Below are 13,333 nucleotides of genomic sequence, written 5' to 3' on the forward strand. Positions count from 1 at the left end.
ACGGGGGATATAAAAGAAGCTATCCTATCGGTCCGCGCAATAAAGTAAGAAGTAAGTTTACACCTATATGCGCCCATAGCTCAGCTGGATAGAGTACCGCCCTCCGAAGGCGGGGGTCACACGTTCGAATCGTGTTGGGCGCGCCATAAAATCAATAGCTTATTTAACACATCAATGCGGCAAGCTACTCCGTGTCAGCACAGTGTCAGCAATTGGCTCATTAAGTAGGCCATAAAAAACCCGCCGAAGCGGGCTTGGGTTTGCTACGATATTTTATGTAGGTCTATAAACATCAGAGGGCATTTTCGACTTTTATTTTCTGGCGTATCAAGCAAAGTGAATCCGCATTTCTTGTAAAAACCGATGGAGGCATTTTTTGCATCCACGACAAGAAAACGGCAACCGACGTTTTCCATGACTAAGCCTCTGGTGAGGGAAATCGAGAAGCTAATTAACTCAGCTCCAATACCTTGCCCTTGTAAACTTTGATCTACTGCCAATCGGGCAATTTTTATGCATGGATAACCGATATATTGAAAATCGGGGACAGCGTGCTCGTTTCCCTGCTCAAGCTCAATTTGGCTGCATATGAGAGAGACGTAACCTACAATGATGGCAGGCTTTTCTTCGTCAATTACAACCCACGTCTTAGTGATGTTCTGCTCGTGAAACTTTCGGGCCTCCCGTTTCAGGAAATTTTTCAGCGGAACATAATCTGAGTGACCAAGAGAAAGCCGGGCAACATTGTCACCCGGCTTTAATTGACGCAATACCAATGACAGGGTGTTATTTGCGCTTGATGCTGATCCTTGCAAATCCGTTTGCATTGTATTCTTTAACTAACCTGGTCCCTTCTTCTAAACCTTTTCCTGCCGCTGCGCTAGGACGGCCACGCGTTACCTGATCTCGAAACTTTTTTGCATCTTGGCCAGTTAGTCGCACTCCACCAAGAATTGATGTATGTACCGACATGATGAATCTCCTAGTTATAAATTATAAGTTATTTTTCTTGGGCTACAGCAGATGACGGGCGAGCGAAACCATCATCAGAGATATAAACTAGGGGACGCAGATTAACTTCTAGTCCCCCAAGTATCAATAAGCTACTGTTTCTTCAGGTGTTTATTTATAAAACGGATAACGCCCGAGTTGATGGGCGTTATGAAAGGATATTGTCAAACATAAATCTAGCTTTAGCAAGCGCTAAATGAGGTCTTTGTCAAGCCCCTCTCTGTCGCGAATGAAACGGGTAGCGGATTTCTTAGGCATAAAATACCTTAATTGTTACGATTTATGAAAGGGACCAGATAGGCGCGGTCTGGAGGCAGAGGCTGTGAACATTTTATGGGGGGTGGGTTTGCCATTCATGCTGTCGGCCTCAATTTATGCTTCTCTGGAATTTCTTGCTGAGCCATATCTGAGGATTTGCGATCAGGTCTGTAAGGTAATCAAATCCGGTATCAGTCGGATATCGGCTTTTCTGTTGCGCCGCGTTCAGTCTCAATCCTGGCTGTTTCTTTAGACCGTAGGCACTCGTCTCAGCTTTCAAAGTAATACCACCTTCTTCCCCATCAACCGCTACGGCCATTGTATCCATGATCCCGCGCCAGCAAATTACCGGAGTCCCTACAGGCTGAAATGACTCGTCCAGAGGACAGAAATACATCTTTGCGTTTCTGCCCCGATATTGCTCTACGTCTCCGACAGCCAGAGCCAGGACGGAATGCTGAGCAACGTTCAGGTTGAAGGTCAGGGACTTGGACTCAACCCCTTCCGCTTCTTCGACGGCGCTAATTGCGCCCATACTTCCCAGACCGATCCATTCGTACCCGCCCCAGGTAAGGGTAATATTCGCCGAGCAAATGCGCGCAGTAGAATCGCGAAAATCCAGCTCGACAAAATAAACCGTCCTGGTTACCGGCTTCTCAAGCTCCGACTGTTGTGATGAATCAAGAGTTGTCACGGTTTCAATCCTCTTTAGATGGGTACGCTAAAAGTAAACTCGGTATTCCCGTTCCTGTTCGTTATCGAGAAGTCGCCGGCTGAAATCACATCCATGCCGATTAATAGGTCCCACCATACATCGCCTGGATTCTTCGAGACTACAGTCAATTCATGAATGGTAATCGCAGAGGGCAGAGAGAGGTTTATCACATAAGCCTCACTCTTCTCCAGCCCGTTTACACCTTGTGTAAATACTGACCTTATAGCCCTTATAGGTTTTAAGCCGCAGGCTTTGACGACGCGCTGAGTGATTACCGATTTGGTCGCACCGGTGTCCCAGCAAGCTTTAAATTCAATTCTTGGGCATTCAGGAGTTCCATTGGCCGGATTGAATCCTTGAGAAACATGGCAAGGCGTGGATAGGGCTGTCAATAACCCGCCTTCAGATTTAACAGTAAAGCTTCTGTCCATTAACATAGTCCTTCTATGGGCTCATCGCAGACATTGGCCGCCGTGATGATATGAGGGAGTGGAATATCAGACGGATCGACATTGCACATGGGTGAGGTCAAATAGTCGTAAATCGCCAGCGCCGGGTTCTGACTCCAGGCCGTCAGGCCGGTCCGGGGATCGTAGAGTTTTTTGCCTTTCATCAGCACGCTGATATCCGGTAAGCCGCCCTGAAACTCGGCCTGTCTCAAATCGAGCCGTATCACCGTATATGTGAAGCCGCGCAGCACAGAGGTTGCTGACCACTTGGCGGGACACTCGGTAAGCAATGAAGCATCGGCTGGATCGTCTGACGTGCCTAGGTGCTTCTTTACCCTGACTTGCGATGTGTTTTTCTGGTACTGGTATGTGACCCGGTAATCGATAACCTGCACGCCAACTATCGCCGGGTTTGCCGGGGGCCGTACGGAAACCGTACCGGTCACGGTAATCGTATTTCCTGACCGCGTGTAGGCTGCCTCTCTTTGTTCTGTCCAGGAGACGCTAGGCCTATTCAGATCAGTGAAACGTGCCTGCGCGATGACCTTGACCGCGCTGCTCGGCGCATGCGCGAGCGTGAACGGTGATGTGGCGAAGGTCTCGGTTATATTCTCGGTGCTTGTTGAAACGAAATAGTCGCCGCTCGTGACAAAGCCGTCAGAATCGAGCGGGCCGAGCGGCTTGTTATTGATATAAACCTCTTCAATCGATTCAGACTCATGCGCGGCATGGACGCAGACGAGATGCTTGTATTCTTCGTTCAGCCCGCTTATCAGAATGGCGACTACATCAGAGCCGACCTTGCTCCTGCCATAGACGTATCGGTGCGGTGCATCGGTAGCGACTCGCGTTATCGTCCGGTCTTGCAGGCTATTTAGAAAATCCTCACGGGCCCTCGCAGCTGCACGCTTCGCTTTCTTTGCCGCCTTCTTTTGCTGGACAGCGCCGAATACTGTAGTGCCGATAGTTAAGGCGATAGAGGCGACAGTGACCGCTATTTCAAACGCCGTCATACCCGCTATCGCTAAAATTACTGGTGGCATTTATAAGACCTCTTTCAATGGCGCGTTAAAGGTATATGTGTAGTTCATTCGGTTGCCGGGGTAGTTCAAGCGCCATTTGAATTCTTTTGAAATATGGGAAATTTTGTCTGCGTGAGATGGGGCGCGGTGTCCATGGGGAAACCCCCCAGCCTTTTGAGCCGGGGGTCTCTTTGCCCGCCGCGCAGACAAGGAAGACCGCCGCAGGCATTCGGTGTTATCGCACGAACCGACTAACCGGGCGAGTTTAAGGCCTCGCCTGCCCAGCCTGCGTTTAGGGTTTGACACCAGTCACCACAGAGAGCGCTGCCGGATAAGTCGCCGCGGCATCTACTCGTGTATGGCACATGAAACCTATTTCTCCTGTCCCGGCGAAGTTCTCTTTCAGAAGCTGAATCGAAACGCCTTCACGCATGAAGTAGATAAACTTCGAGAAGTCCCCGATATAAATTTCCGTGCAATCGCTGGATGATCCGACTGTCAGATTGTTGGGTATCTGGCTGGTTGCGATGAACTTGGTATTGTCGAGAATGGCAGGCGCGCGGCGTGGCTGGTTCGTGGTATCGAGTAGCCCTGCCAGTACTGTCATTGAGCGCGGGCTCATAATCGCACCTGTCGGCATTGGTGCATCAGCAGCGAGCAGCGCATTCGTGGCGCTTATGAAATTAGCGTATGCCGTGGTAGCCAATGAAGCGCCGTTGGCGCCGTTCGTTACTGCCTGGATACCGGTTGTGTTGAGCATGCCGCGAATCTCGGGATCTGTTCCTGTGCCACGCAAGCCTGCCCGGTCCAGTTCTTTGGCGAAAGACTGGGCAATGGCGTTAAATAGTGCTTGATCGAGGTTGCTGGAGTCCGCCAGCAGTTCACGGCTGATCTTGAAGTAGAAACTCAGCGATTGAGGGGTAATATCCACACCTCGGAAAACGGGGTCGCTGGCTGCAACGGTACCAGCTTCCAGTCGCCAGGCAGCTGTAGGGATGGTGCTGATTGCCGCGATGCGGTAATTTTTTGCGCCCTGCTCAAGCCGGGCTATACCCGCGCCAGCTTGTAACAACGAGCTGTTAGGAACCATTGCTTCAAGCATCTGAAGCTGCAGGTAATGGGGAAGAGTAAAGCCGCCGGCGGTGTCTGTACAAACGAGCAAGCTATTGCGTACCGGTTCGGTGAGCTTCATGCCGGCCACGCCGCGCATGAATTCGCCTATGCTCGCTTTGGGCTGATGTTCGCTAAATCCATCTGGTACAGGAAAGGCGTCTTTGAGTTGGTCGCGGAAGCTGCCATTGCTTGCGTAGGCCACCGGTATCTTTTTGCCGCTATCGGCATTGCGCCACTCTGTACCCGCCGCCCGAACGCCGCCCCCTAATTTGGCTTCCATGTCGTCGTTGAGCTTATCCTGTGCCGCGTTTATCTGCCGGTCGAGTGAATCAATATTCGCCATATTCACATCAAACTCTTTTTGAACGGCATCAAAAGCTTTGCCTGGATTCTGGTCTATCAGATCACGGTTTGCACGGGCCAGCGCGTACCTGCTTTCGCGCAACTGTTTAATGTTCGACATAAAAAAAATCCTTACGAGTTAGAAAGTTATATTTTCTCGTAAGGATAGGGCGCACTGCAATTATGCAAAATGGTTCAATTTGTATCAGAATGCGCGCCTCCGCTCCTTTCACGTGCTTCTAGCTCCTTCCTGGCTATCCATATGCGAATCTCTCGCGCCTGCACCATTCTTATACCCGGCGCCAACTCTATAAATCGTGGGAACGTCGGGTCTCTTTTCATGATTCGCCCCAAGGTGTGCCGGCTGAATCCGAGCATATCGGCCACGCCTTTTTTTCTGAGGAGTTTGTCGTCAGATATAGTCATCAGTGAATATTCCTTCTGGGCGCCTTTGCGGTCAGCGTCGCCTTTGAAGAACCTAACCGGGCGGTGTGTGCCTTTAACATAGCGGTAAATGCAGCATGTCCCAGCGCTTCAAAAGACTTGTCGGCAGCCATGACGGAAAGGGCGGCCGTTACCTGCTCCATAGGCTGCTCGGCATCGAGTAAAAAGTTTTGCAGTAGCGTGTCAATGGCAGATTTATTTGTCATTTTTTTCCTTAGTTTGTGGCTGCGGCTTATCAGAGCAAAGGTGAGCTTACGGTTGCCGACTGCCCTTGCTATGCTTTTAAGAGTAGGCTTCATGCTACTTTCCTCTGCTCGTCAGGAAGCCCAAGGCTGCGTTCTTTTGCCGTGGTTGAGGGGTTGGCTTCACCGACTATCTTTAATTCGCTCTCTGTGCTGTATTGCTCAATTACTTGCAATAGCGCGAGTCCGTCATAGTTGACCTTTGGTATTTGCATATCGAACGTGCCTTTACCTCTAATCCCAATGGTCACCAGGACAGGATCGGTGCTAGCGTCATTGCAAAGAATGGCGTACTTTTTTTCTGGCTCATGTTTGAGCATTGCCAGTACGCGCTGATCTCGCAATTCAAAGAGAATGGCCGGTTTATTTTCCCTGATTGTTTCTAACCAGTTATCTATTACAGCCTGGTCTCCAATGATGTCGATGTTGCCTTCAGGGGAAACGGATAAGGTCAGTCCGTCAGCAGTGAGTCGCTCAAGGATTGCACTCATACTGTTACCTTTACTTTGTTGAGTTCTGCTTCGTATTCAGCTATCCAAGGATCGGGATCAACTTCTTTTACTAAAGACGTATTTGATTGAAGAGTATTGGATCGAAGAGTATTTAAAGAGCCTATTGGGGTAGGTAATGGGCTGCCTATTGGGGTAGGTAATGGGGTAGCTATATCATCAGAAGTCTTACTCCATCTGCGTTTCGCGCCTTTCTTGCCTCCATCAGAAAGCTTTGATCTCCGTTTTGTTTGTTTTGCCCAATATTCCTCTAACTGAGGGGAAATAAGCTCACCTTTGACCTCTCTAAAGAAGGAAAGCACTCTGTCGGTGAGGCCGGCTTCAACTTGCTCAACGGGATACCCCAGGTACTTTGCAAGCGATTCAGGGTCAGCTGGGACAGATCCATTGGACCAGCACTCCAATAGAATGGATATCCACACGAACCGCTCGAGAGGCGACATTAGGCGGTAACGCTTATCGGACAAGATATTGCTGGCATACAGAGGAAACCAGGGCAAGTCATCACGGTATTGGCTCATGGCTTACCTCCCATCAAGTTCTCGTACCGGTCCCTCCAGTATCGGGCAAGCCTTTTTGCTTCTCTTGCCTCGTTCTGCATCCCCCGGTGCCGCTCTTCCAGTACAGTTACCAGAGCGGCTAGCTTATTCTTCTCTTTAACTGCAGAAGCCAGCAGATCCTCCGATTCCAAAATCTTGGTCATGGAGTTGCTGTCTTTGATCGCTCCATCGAGTTGGCTGACAATTTCGCCGAACTCTTCTTTGCTATAGAGCGCCATGCCTGTGGGAATATCGAGTTTTGCGTCGCCGCTCAAATTATTCTGGTTCATTGATTGCCTCTCCTTTCTTCAGGGAAAGCCGATATAAATGACTCCGTGGTTTGACCGGGCTTGACGAGCGTTATCTTTTTCCTCAAAGAGCGTTTCCGCTCCTCGACAAACATGTGATGCACATCTTCAACAATCCGGTCAACTTTATCCCGGGCTTCATCGTCACCATCCATGCCGCGCCATTGCGTCCTATAGCAGTCAGCCTTAGGACTTGGAAAAATTCTAAATTCCTCAATAATTCTTTTATCTTGCTTGCGCTCTTCATGCCATCTTCTTAACTGGAATCGCCCACCCTTGATCTTTCTGATTTGAAAATCAAGCTCAGGTTTGAATCCTCCGGCAGGCCAGCCATAAGTAAGCCGTTTGGGTGCTACAGGAAAATCGTGATCGAGCGCTAGTCCAAGGGAAATTATTTGATCCTTGGTTCCTGTGTAATCTGTATATCTGGGATGATCTGCGGAAATAACGAGGAATGCTGGCGCGGTCGCGCGTTTAGACTTGCTCATGGTATTTCTCCTAGCAAAGCGGTTTATGTTTTCCGCTCTCCCCCTGTCAAAGGGGCGGGCGGACACGTGCGGGTTGACAGACCGGGCTAGGACCGGCAGGGATCTCTCCCTCCCACACGAGCCACCCAAAAAGGGCATTTCATGTATGACGGACGTAAAAAAACCGCTCAGAGGCGGTTGTCCGCCTAGCTTCCGGGCTGTCAAACCCGGCCACTGATATTCAGTGACGAGGAAAGCATAATCCCCAGCTGATGAAGATGTCAAGAAATGATTTTCTCTGACCATCCTACGCCTCTACTGCCGACGTCATTGGCTCGGACAGCCTAGATTGAGCCCAGGCGTTTAAATCGGAAGGGGTATAGACGGCACGATGTCCGAATCTGCGATAGGCGGGGCCGCCTCCGACGCTGGCGTATTTTTGAAGGGTAGTGCGGGAAGTCCTGAGACCAAGATTTACAAGGTAAGCTGCAGCCTCGGCGCGGTCTAAATATCTTTCTTGCATTTACTGGTAACTCCTATCATTGATCGGAGTCGCCAGCTTACATAGAGAAATATTTCCTATCTAGAAGGAATATTTACCCGGTTTTACGGGTTATTTTTTCCCTTTGAGCGTTTTCAGATACTCTTCAATAGCGCTACGGGAAAGATGTCGATCGCAGCTTGCAAATATCAATTCAAGGCAGGACGTGGCCGGAGTCACCGCTGAGCCTTCCCACTGATTTATGGTTATGGGCAGACCGTATGATTCAAAACACCGCACAAGTGAGTTGGCCGCGTACCAATTCGCAGTTGCTCGTTTTCTCCCTGGCTTACCCGGCTCTTTATCAAGCGCTCCCTCTATCTCATCGATAAGGTAACCCAACATTATTTTTAAATTTTCCATCACAGGTGGGGAATCTCGTCTATAGCTGAGTCCCCATAATACCGCGTCAACACTTTGCGGAATCTTTTCGAGTTTTTCCGCTAACGTAGTTGCGTCTTGCTTCAGATCGGTCAGAGTAGCGCTGAGCTCGCCCGCGCTCAGCTCGTCGGCCTCGCTTCTACAAAGACAACCATAGACCGTAGCAATATTGCCAATATCATTCACAAAAGAGGTGTCATCCTTTATGGATCGCAGCATTGCGACTTCCGATTTATCGAACTGAATATCTTTCACCAACTCGCCAGTTTGCGGTTCATAACGGGGTTTAGCGGTTGCCATTATTTAACCCTCCTTCTTATTGCGTTTAAGGCCAGTAACCTCGGCGAGTGAGTTTTGACCGGCAGCCCCAGCAAGCCCTGCGGTAACGACCGACGCCGCACGCTCCGCGAGGCCGCTTCGCGCATCCTGGGCCCAATGAACATATTTCTGTGCGGTCGATAGCTGGCTATGCCCCAGCGCCGTCATAATCTCAGCAGCTTCGGCTCCCTGCATTGCCATATGCGAGGCTAAACTGTGTCGTAGTCCGTGTAAACCAATTCCTTTCGGCAAGCTGGCCTCGTCTCTAACCTTTTGCCAAACTTTTGAAAGCGCCACTGCTCCAGAGCCCTTAGAAGGCATAAAAACGTAATCGGTAGGGCTGCCCCCCGGCTGTTGCGAAATAATCGCTTGAGCGGCCGCTGGCAAGCCTATTATTCGCGGCTTCCCGGTCTTTCGGCCTGTCTTGTGCCGTATTGGGGGCAACGTGATAATACCTTTCTGCAAATCGACATTTGAATGCAATAAATTCGCTATCTCCCCCCGCCGGGCGCCTGTAAGGGCAATCACACGAATAGCATCAGCGTGTACAGAGCGAATACGCTTCTCGTTCACCATTCTTTCGAGCGTGCGGAACATACTGGCGTAGTCATCCGCATTCCGCATGATAGTGTCGCGTTTGCCATCACTGCCGACTGAAATATCCCTGGCAGGATTAACGGTGGCCAGGCCCTCATCGATCGACCATTTCATAATTGCGCGAAAAAGACGGACAGACATACGCGCAGCGCCCTCACCACCCCTCACAATGGATCTGCCCCTGCTGCCTGTCTTTATGTCGCGCGCGGTCTTCCCGTCTCGAATGTCAGCAAATGCACGGCGCACATCCTCTGCCGTTAATAGCTTTACTGACTTGCTTCCGAGCGTGGGTTTAAGGTGACTGTTTATCCTGCCGCGGTCGACTGCCCGGGTCGAATCTGCTTTCTCCGAAAACTTCGATGATTCTAGATACAGGTCTAGCAGATGAGCAACGCGGATAGCTTGCCGGTTGGATTGTTTGACGGCTAACGGATCAGCGCCATGCACCACATCATGCTGCAATTCACGTGCTTTTTTTCTTGCCTGATCTGCAGTGAGTTTATGGCTTTGCCCTATAGTAACTCTGCGCGATCGATTCTCTTGTGTCCGGTAGTTGTAGACAAAAGACTTTGTGCCCGAGGGCAAAACAAGGAGACCAAAACCTTTAACTTCGGTATCCCAGATTGTGCGACGTTTCGGCCCGGGTGTAGCGGCACTGACACTCTTCTTAGTAATTTTCTGCATAGCGTGTCAGCACAGTGTCAGCAGGAGATAGTAAAACAATGTTAACCCTCGTATGCTTTTGTCAACTAGCAGTAAGGATATTCTATAATAGAATCAAAGGGAAGGTAAGGAGTAGTATTTTTCGGTAAAGAGGGGTAAATAGCTGGGGTTCGCCCTCCGAAGGCGGGGGTCACACGTTCGAATCGTGTTGGGCGCGCCATTCTTGTCTCACCCATTGAAAAATCTGCTGAGGCCTTGAAAGGCAAGGCCAGAACGGGGTTTGAAAGCCTTCGCTGCGAGATGTCCGCGCTCCACTCAAACGCAATAACCGCAGACTGGTAATCCCATTTTTCCGGGAAGGTAGAGAGCAATATGGGAGGCAACGGTAAGGGAGTGCACTCCCGGCGCTATCTCATCCGCTCAAATGACGCCGGACGATAGGCTCAGTTTTCTCAGAGCAAGTTTGGGCCAGGCGCGAGTTCTTGCGCGCCTTATTAGCCTCTGCACGCATTCTGCAAAAAGGCATGGGCAGGAAATTTTCAGGGGCGGAGTTCGGAGCAGTATAAAAGCACTCATGACCCCTTGGTGCTTTTCGTAGCGATGAATATGCCCGCTGCGTTCGTCCTTGAGCACTGCTCTAGCAAGATACGCAGCGGCACGGCGAAGTGGCCTTCCGACCGCTTGACCTGCCGCTATCCTGTCGACCTGGGCCCTGCCTCAGGTTACGCGGATGTAGGAATAGTACGGCTTGACGTACCAGTTCACGAACCGCCCCTTGGACGGTGCATCCAGAAGATCATCAAACACAGCGCTCGGCACGTTCCTGTAGTCGTAGGTGTCCCCGTCGACGTAGCGCAGCCGCAAGGTTCCACTGCGCGCGTCGTAGCCCCCGGCCACAACGCTGCTCGAATTGAACGAGATCATTTGTATCCGGCGCGTCATACCAAATACTTGAGGACCATCACAGCCCCTTCCCCCATCAGCTCACATGGGCGCCGGAACCAAGGAACCGTGCCGGTCGTCAAAAAACCGATCAGATCTGGACGCGTGCCCCCAACTCGAGGACGCGATTAGCAGGTAGCTTAAAGTATTCAGCGGCGCTACTGGCATTGCGAGCCATGGTTGCAAAAAGCCGCTCCCGCCACGATGCCATTCCGGCACCGGGACTCGGCACGACGATGTCGCGGCTAAGAAAAAAAGAAGTCTTGAGTGGCTCAAACACGAGTCCGTAGGGTTCGCACATTTCAATCGCATACGGCAGGTTGGGCTGGTCTTTGAATCCGTATCGGACAGTAATCTGGTAGCAGTTATCGACCAATTGCTTTACTTCTACGCGCTGGTTCGCCGGAACGCGCGGAGTTTCCATATAAACCACTGTGAGGATCACCACGCGCTCATGCAAGACCTGGTTATGGGCGAGATTATGCAGTAACGCATGCGGGACTCCATTCGGATCCGCAGTCAGAAAGATTGATGTCCCGGCCACCCGCGTCGGCGGATTGGCAATCAGCGACTCGAGAAAGGGCTGAAGCGGTATGGCGGCCGAGCGCAGATGGTCGAATAAAATCTGGCGCCCGCGATGCCAGGTAACCATTATGGTAAAGATCACCATCCCGATCGCGAGCGGAAACCAGCCGCCCTGGACGAGTTTCAGAGTCGTGGCGGCGAAGAATATCGTATCAATCGTGAGAAAAACCCCAGTCGCAAACAGGCACAAAACCCAGGAATAATTCCAGGCATAGCGCAGGACGAAAAATGTGAGGAGTGTTTCAATCACCATCGTGGCGGTAACGGCAAATCCATACGCCGAGGCGAGGCTGGACGATGAGCCGAACCCCAACACCGCCAAGACGACGGCTACGAGCAGTGTCCAATTAACAAAGGGGATATATATCTGGCCGATCTTTCGCTCGGAAGTGTACTTGATCTGCATGCGTGGTAAAAACCCCAGCTGGATAGCCTGTTTGGTTACCGAAAACACACCGGAGATAACAGCTTGCGATGCGATCACCGTAGCGACTGTTGCCAGTCCTACAGCCGGGTAAAGCGCCCAGGCGGGAAACAACAGATAGAAAGGATTGGAAATTGCCAGCGGGTTGGAGAGCAGCAGTGCCCCCTGCCCGAGATAATTCAACGTAAGCGCCGGCAATACACATCCGTACCATGCCAAACGAATAGGTTTCGAGCCAAAGTGCCCCATATCCGCATAGAGCGCTTCTCCCCCCGTCACCGCGAGCACCACAGCGCCAAAGGCAACGAACGCCAGCCACCCATTGTTCAGGCAGAAAGCAGCGGCGTGCAGCGGATTAAGTGCCGACAATATTTGCGGTGCGGCACCGATATTGACAAGTCCGGCAATCCCAAGCGTACTGAACCATATCAGGGTGATTGGCCCGAACATGGCGCCAATTCCCCCTGTTCCCCGCTGCTGGAGCACAAAAAGCGCAATCAGCACAGTCAATGTAACGGGCAGCACGTATGGTTTAAGCAGCGGGGTTGCCACCTCCAGCCCTTCCACCGCACTCAACACGGAGATGGCCGGAGTAATCACTCCGTCTCCGTAGAACAGCGCGGCACCAAAGCCGCCGACAAGAAACAGGGTATTGTGCAGCTTGGGATTGCTTGCGACAGAGGAGCTGGCGAGCGACAGCAACGCCATAATACCGCCCTCCCCCTTGTTGTCCGCGCGCAGGATCAACGTTATGTACTTGAGCGACACGACGATCATGAGCGCCCAGAAAATGAGCGAGATAATGCCGATTATGTTGCTGTCGTTGACGGTTAGCCCGTACATTGGATCAAAAACCGTCTTCATGACGTATAAAGGACTGGTGCCAATGTCGCCGTAGACCACTCCTAGTGCGGCCAGGCTTAAGACGCCCAGAGACTGTTGGCCAACAGTCCTTTTCGGTTCAGCGTTTTGACTGGTCATAATTGACGCATCGGAGCAATACGGAGTCTGTTTTTACGCAGTGACAACGGCGAGGCGGTGGTAAGCGAGAAGTTCATATGCCAATAAAAAACCGCTACTATCCGAAATGCTTTCTTGCTTTAAAACAGATGTGGCAAGCATTATAAATTTGGAATCCTCTTAAAGAGCTGATTACAGTGGCCTGCCGGCGTTCTTGGAAAGCGCTAAAGCACATCCGTCCCCATGGCGTTTAAGGATTGTACACGACCTGCATCCTGACGACGCAAACGGCTCGCCCTGAACCATGTGTCAGAAAAATCGGCTGCATCCGAAAAGCGGCATAATTTTGCCTTTCGGCACCACTCACGGTCAGAAAATTTCCTTTCAAAGTTTCCTTTCGGTAAACATTTCGCTCTGTGTGAGTTACCGTACCGATCAGAAACATTCCCTTCCCTATTCTGTAATTTGCTGCGATGCCGGGAACCAGCTGGCATCAGTTATCA

14 protein-coding genes and 1 tRNA gene are annotated in these 13,333 nt (G+C 51.1%); 1 reads left to right on the plus strand and 14 read right to left on the minus strand.

Annotated elements, in window-relative coordinates; translation table 11 throughout:
- Positions 1-69 precede the first annotated feature (69 nt).
- Positions 70-146 (plus strand) — tRNA-Arg (locus tag BLP45_RS12880).
- A gap of 117 nt (positions 147-263) precedes the next feature.
- On the opposite strand, the gene BLP45_RS12885 is transcribed toward BLP45_RS12880, so the two are convergent.
- The 14 genes from BLP45_RS12885 to BLP45_RS12965 form a co-directional block, all read right to left on the minus strand.
- Positions 264-827, minus strand: coding sequence for a GNAT family N-acetyltransferase (locus BLP45_RS12885; RefSeq protein ID WP_090372899.1), 564 nt, complete (start codon positions 825-827; stop codon positions 264-266).
- A 551-nt stretch (positions 828-1,378) separates the two neighbouring features.
- Positions 1,379-1,963 (minus strand): hypothetical protein, encoded by a 585-nt coding sequence (locus tag BLP45_RS12890; RefSeq protein WP_090372900.1) that lies wholly within the window; start codon positions 1,961-1,963, stop codon positions 1,379-1,381.
- 14 nt (positions 1,964-1,977) lie between these two features.
- A complete protein-coding gene (locus tag BLP45_RS12895; protein WP_176754750.1) occupies positions 1,978-2,415 on the minus strand; it encodes a retropepsin-like aspartic protease in 438 nt (145 codons plus the stop codon).
- On the minus strand, positions 2,415-3,476 hold the full coding sequence (locus tag BLP45_RS12900; RefSeq protein WP_143002447.1) for a hypothetical protein: 1,062 nt from the start codon (positions 3,474-3,476) through the stop codon (positions 2,415-2,417). Before BLP45_RS12900 ends, BLP45_RS12895 begins: the two co-directional genes overlap by 1 nt.
- A gap of 271 nt (positions 3,477-3,747) precedes the next feature.
- A complete protein-coding gene (locus BLP45_RS12905) occupies positions 3,748-5,031 on the minus strand; it encodes a phage major capsid protein (protein WP_090372903.1) in 1,284 nt (427 codons plus the stop codon).
- Positions 5,032-5,335: 304 nt separating this feature from the next.
- Positions 5,336-5,653: a hypothetical protein gene (locus BLP45_RS12915; RefSeq protein WP_090372905.1), complete on the minus strand. Its 318-nt coding sequence runs from the start codon at positions 5,651-5,653 to the stop codon at positions 5,336-5,338.
- Complete coding sequence (locus tag BLP45_RS12920) at positions 5,650-6,087, minus strand: hypothetical protein (protein WP_090372906.1); 438 nt, start codon at positions 6,085-6,087, stop codon at positions 5,650-5,652. The genes BLP45_RS12915 and BLP45_RS12920 overlap by 4 nt, the downstream gene beginning before the upstream one ends.
- Complete coding sequence (locus BLP45_RS12925) at positions 6,084-6,626, minus strand: hypothetical protein (protein WP_090372907.1); 543 nt, start codon at positions 6,624-6,626, stop codon at positions 6,084-6,086. Before BLP45_RS12925 ends, BLP45_RS12920 begins: the two co-directional genes overlap by 4 nt.
- Complete coding sequence (locus BLP45_RS12930; RefSeq protein WP_090372908.1) at positions 6,623-6,934, minus strand: hypothetical protein; 312 nt, start codon at positions 6,932-6,934, stop codon at positions 6,623-6,625. Before BLP45_RS12930 ends, BLP45_RS12925 begins: the two co-directional genes overlap by 4 nt.
- Positions 6,931-7,440, minus strand: coding sequence for a hypothetical protein (locus tag BLP45_RS12935; RefSeq protein ID WP_090372909.1), 510 nt, complete (start codon positions 7,438-7,440; stop codon positions 6,931-6,933). Before BLP45_RS12935 ends, BLP45_RS12930 begins: the two co-directional genes overlap by 4 nt.
- Positions 7,441-8,032: 592 nt before the next feature.
- A complete protein-coding gene (locus BLP45_RS12945) occupies positions 8,033-8,641 on the minus strand; it encodes a hypothetical protein (RefSeq protein ID WP_090372911.1) in 609 nt (202 codons plus the stop codon).
- Between the two features lie 3 nt (positions 8,642-8,644).
- Entirely contained in the window at positions 8,645-9,940 is a 1,296-nt protein-coding gene (locus BLP45_RS12950; RefSeq protein ID WP_090372912.1) for a tyrosine-type recombinase/integrase, read from the minus strand.
- Positions 9,941-10,636: 696 nt separating this feature from the next.
- Positions 10,637-10,843 (minus strand): KTSC domain-containing protein, encoded by a 207-nt coding sequence (locus BLP45_RS12960; protein WP_090372913.1) that lies wholly within the window; start codon positions 10,841-10,843, stop codon positions 10,637-10,639.
- Between the two features lie 109 nt (positions 10,844-10,952).
- Positions 10,953-12,851, minus strand: a complete 1,899-nt coding sequence (locus BLP45_RS12965) for a potassium transporter Kup (protein ID WP_090372914.1) — start codon at positions 12,849-12,851, stop codon at positions 10,953-10,955.
- Between the last annotated feature and the right edge of the window lie 482 nt (positions 12,852-13,333).

The sequence above is a fragment of the Nitrosospira sp. Nl5 genome (assembly GCF_900102495.1).
In the GTDB taxonomy this organism is placed as follows: domain Bacteria; phylum Pseudomonadota; class Gammaproteobacteria; order Burkholderiales; family Nitrosomonadaceae; genus Nitrosospira.

Excerpts from the sequence above, each read along its gene's own strand:
- BLP45_RS12885 (WP_090372899.1), bottom strand. The coding sequence starts at position 827 with ATGCAAACGGATTTGCAAGGATCAGCATCAAGCGCAAATAACACCCTG.
- BLP45_RS12895 (WP_176754750.1), bottom strand. The coding sequence starts at position 2,415 with ATGGACAGAAGCTTTACTGTTAAATCTGAAGGCGGGTTATTGACAGCC.
- BLP45_RS12900 (WP_143002447.1), bottom strand. The coding sequence starts at position 3,476 with ATGCCACCAGTAATTTTAGCGATAGCGGGTATGACGGCGTTTGAAATA.
- BLP45_RS12905 (WP_090372903.1), bottom strand. The coding sequence starts at position 5,031 with ATGTCGAACATTAAACAGTTGCGCGAAAGCAGGTACGCGCTGGCCCGT.
- BLP45_RS12915 (WP_090372905.1), bottom strand. The coding sequence starts at position 5,653 with ATGAAGCCTACTCTTAAAAGCATAGCAAGGGCAGTCGGCAACCGTAAG.
- BLP45_RS12920 (WP_090372906.1), bottom strand. The coding sequence starts at position 6,087 with ATGAGTGCAATCCTTGAGCGACTCACTGCTGACGGACTGACCTTATCC.
- BLP45_RS12925 (WP_090372907.1), bottom strand. The coding sequence starts at position 6,626 with ATGAGCCAATACCGTGATGACTTGCCCTGGTTTCCTCTGTATGCCAGC.
- BLP45_RS12930 (WP_090372908.1), bottom strand. The coding sequence starts at position 6,934 with ATGAACCAGAATAATTTGAGCGGCGACGCAAAACTCGATATTCCCACA.
- BLP45_RS12935 (WP_090372909.1), bottom strand. The coding sequence starts at position 7,440 with ATGAGCAAGTCTAAACGCGCGACCGCGCCAGCATTCCTCGTTATTTCC.
- BLP45_RS12945 (WP_090372911.1), bottom strand. The coding sequence starts at position 8,641 with ATGGCAACCGCTAAACCCCGTTATGAACCGCAAACTGGCGAGTTGGTG.
- BLP45_RS12950 (WP_090372912.1), bottom strand. The coding sequence starts at position 9,940 with ATGCAGAAAATTACTAAGAAGAGTGTCAGTGCCGCTACACCCGGGCCG.
- BLP45_RS12960 (WP_090372913.1), bottom strand. The coding sequence starts at position 10,843 with ATGATCTCGTTCAATTCGAGCAGCGTTGTGGCCGGGGGCTACGACGCG.
- BLP45_RS12965 (WP_090372914.1), bottom strand. The coding sequence starts at position 12,851 with ATGACCAGTCAAAACGCTGAACCGAAAAGGACTGTTGGCCAACAGTCT.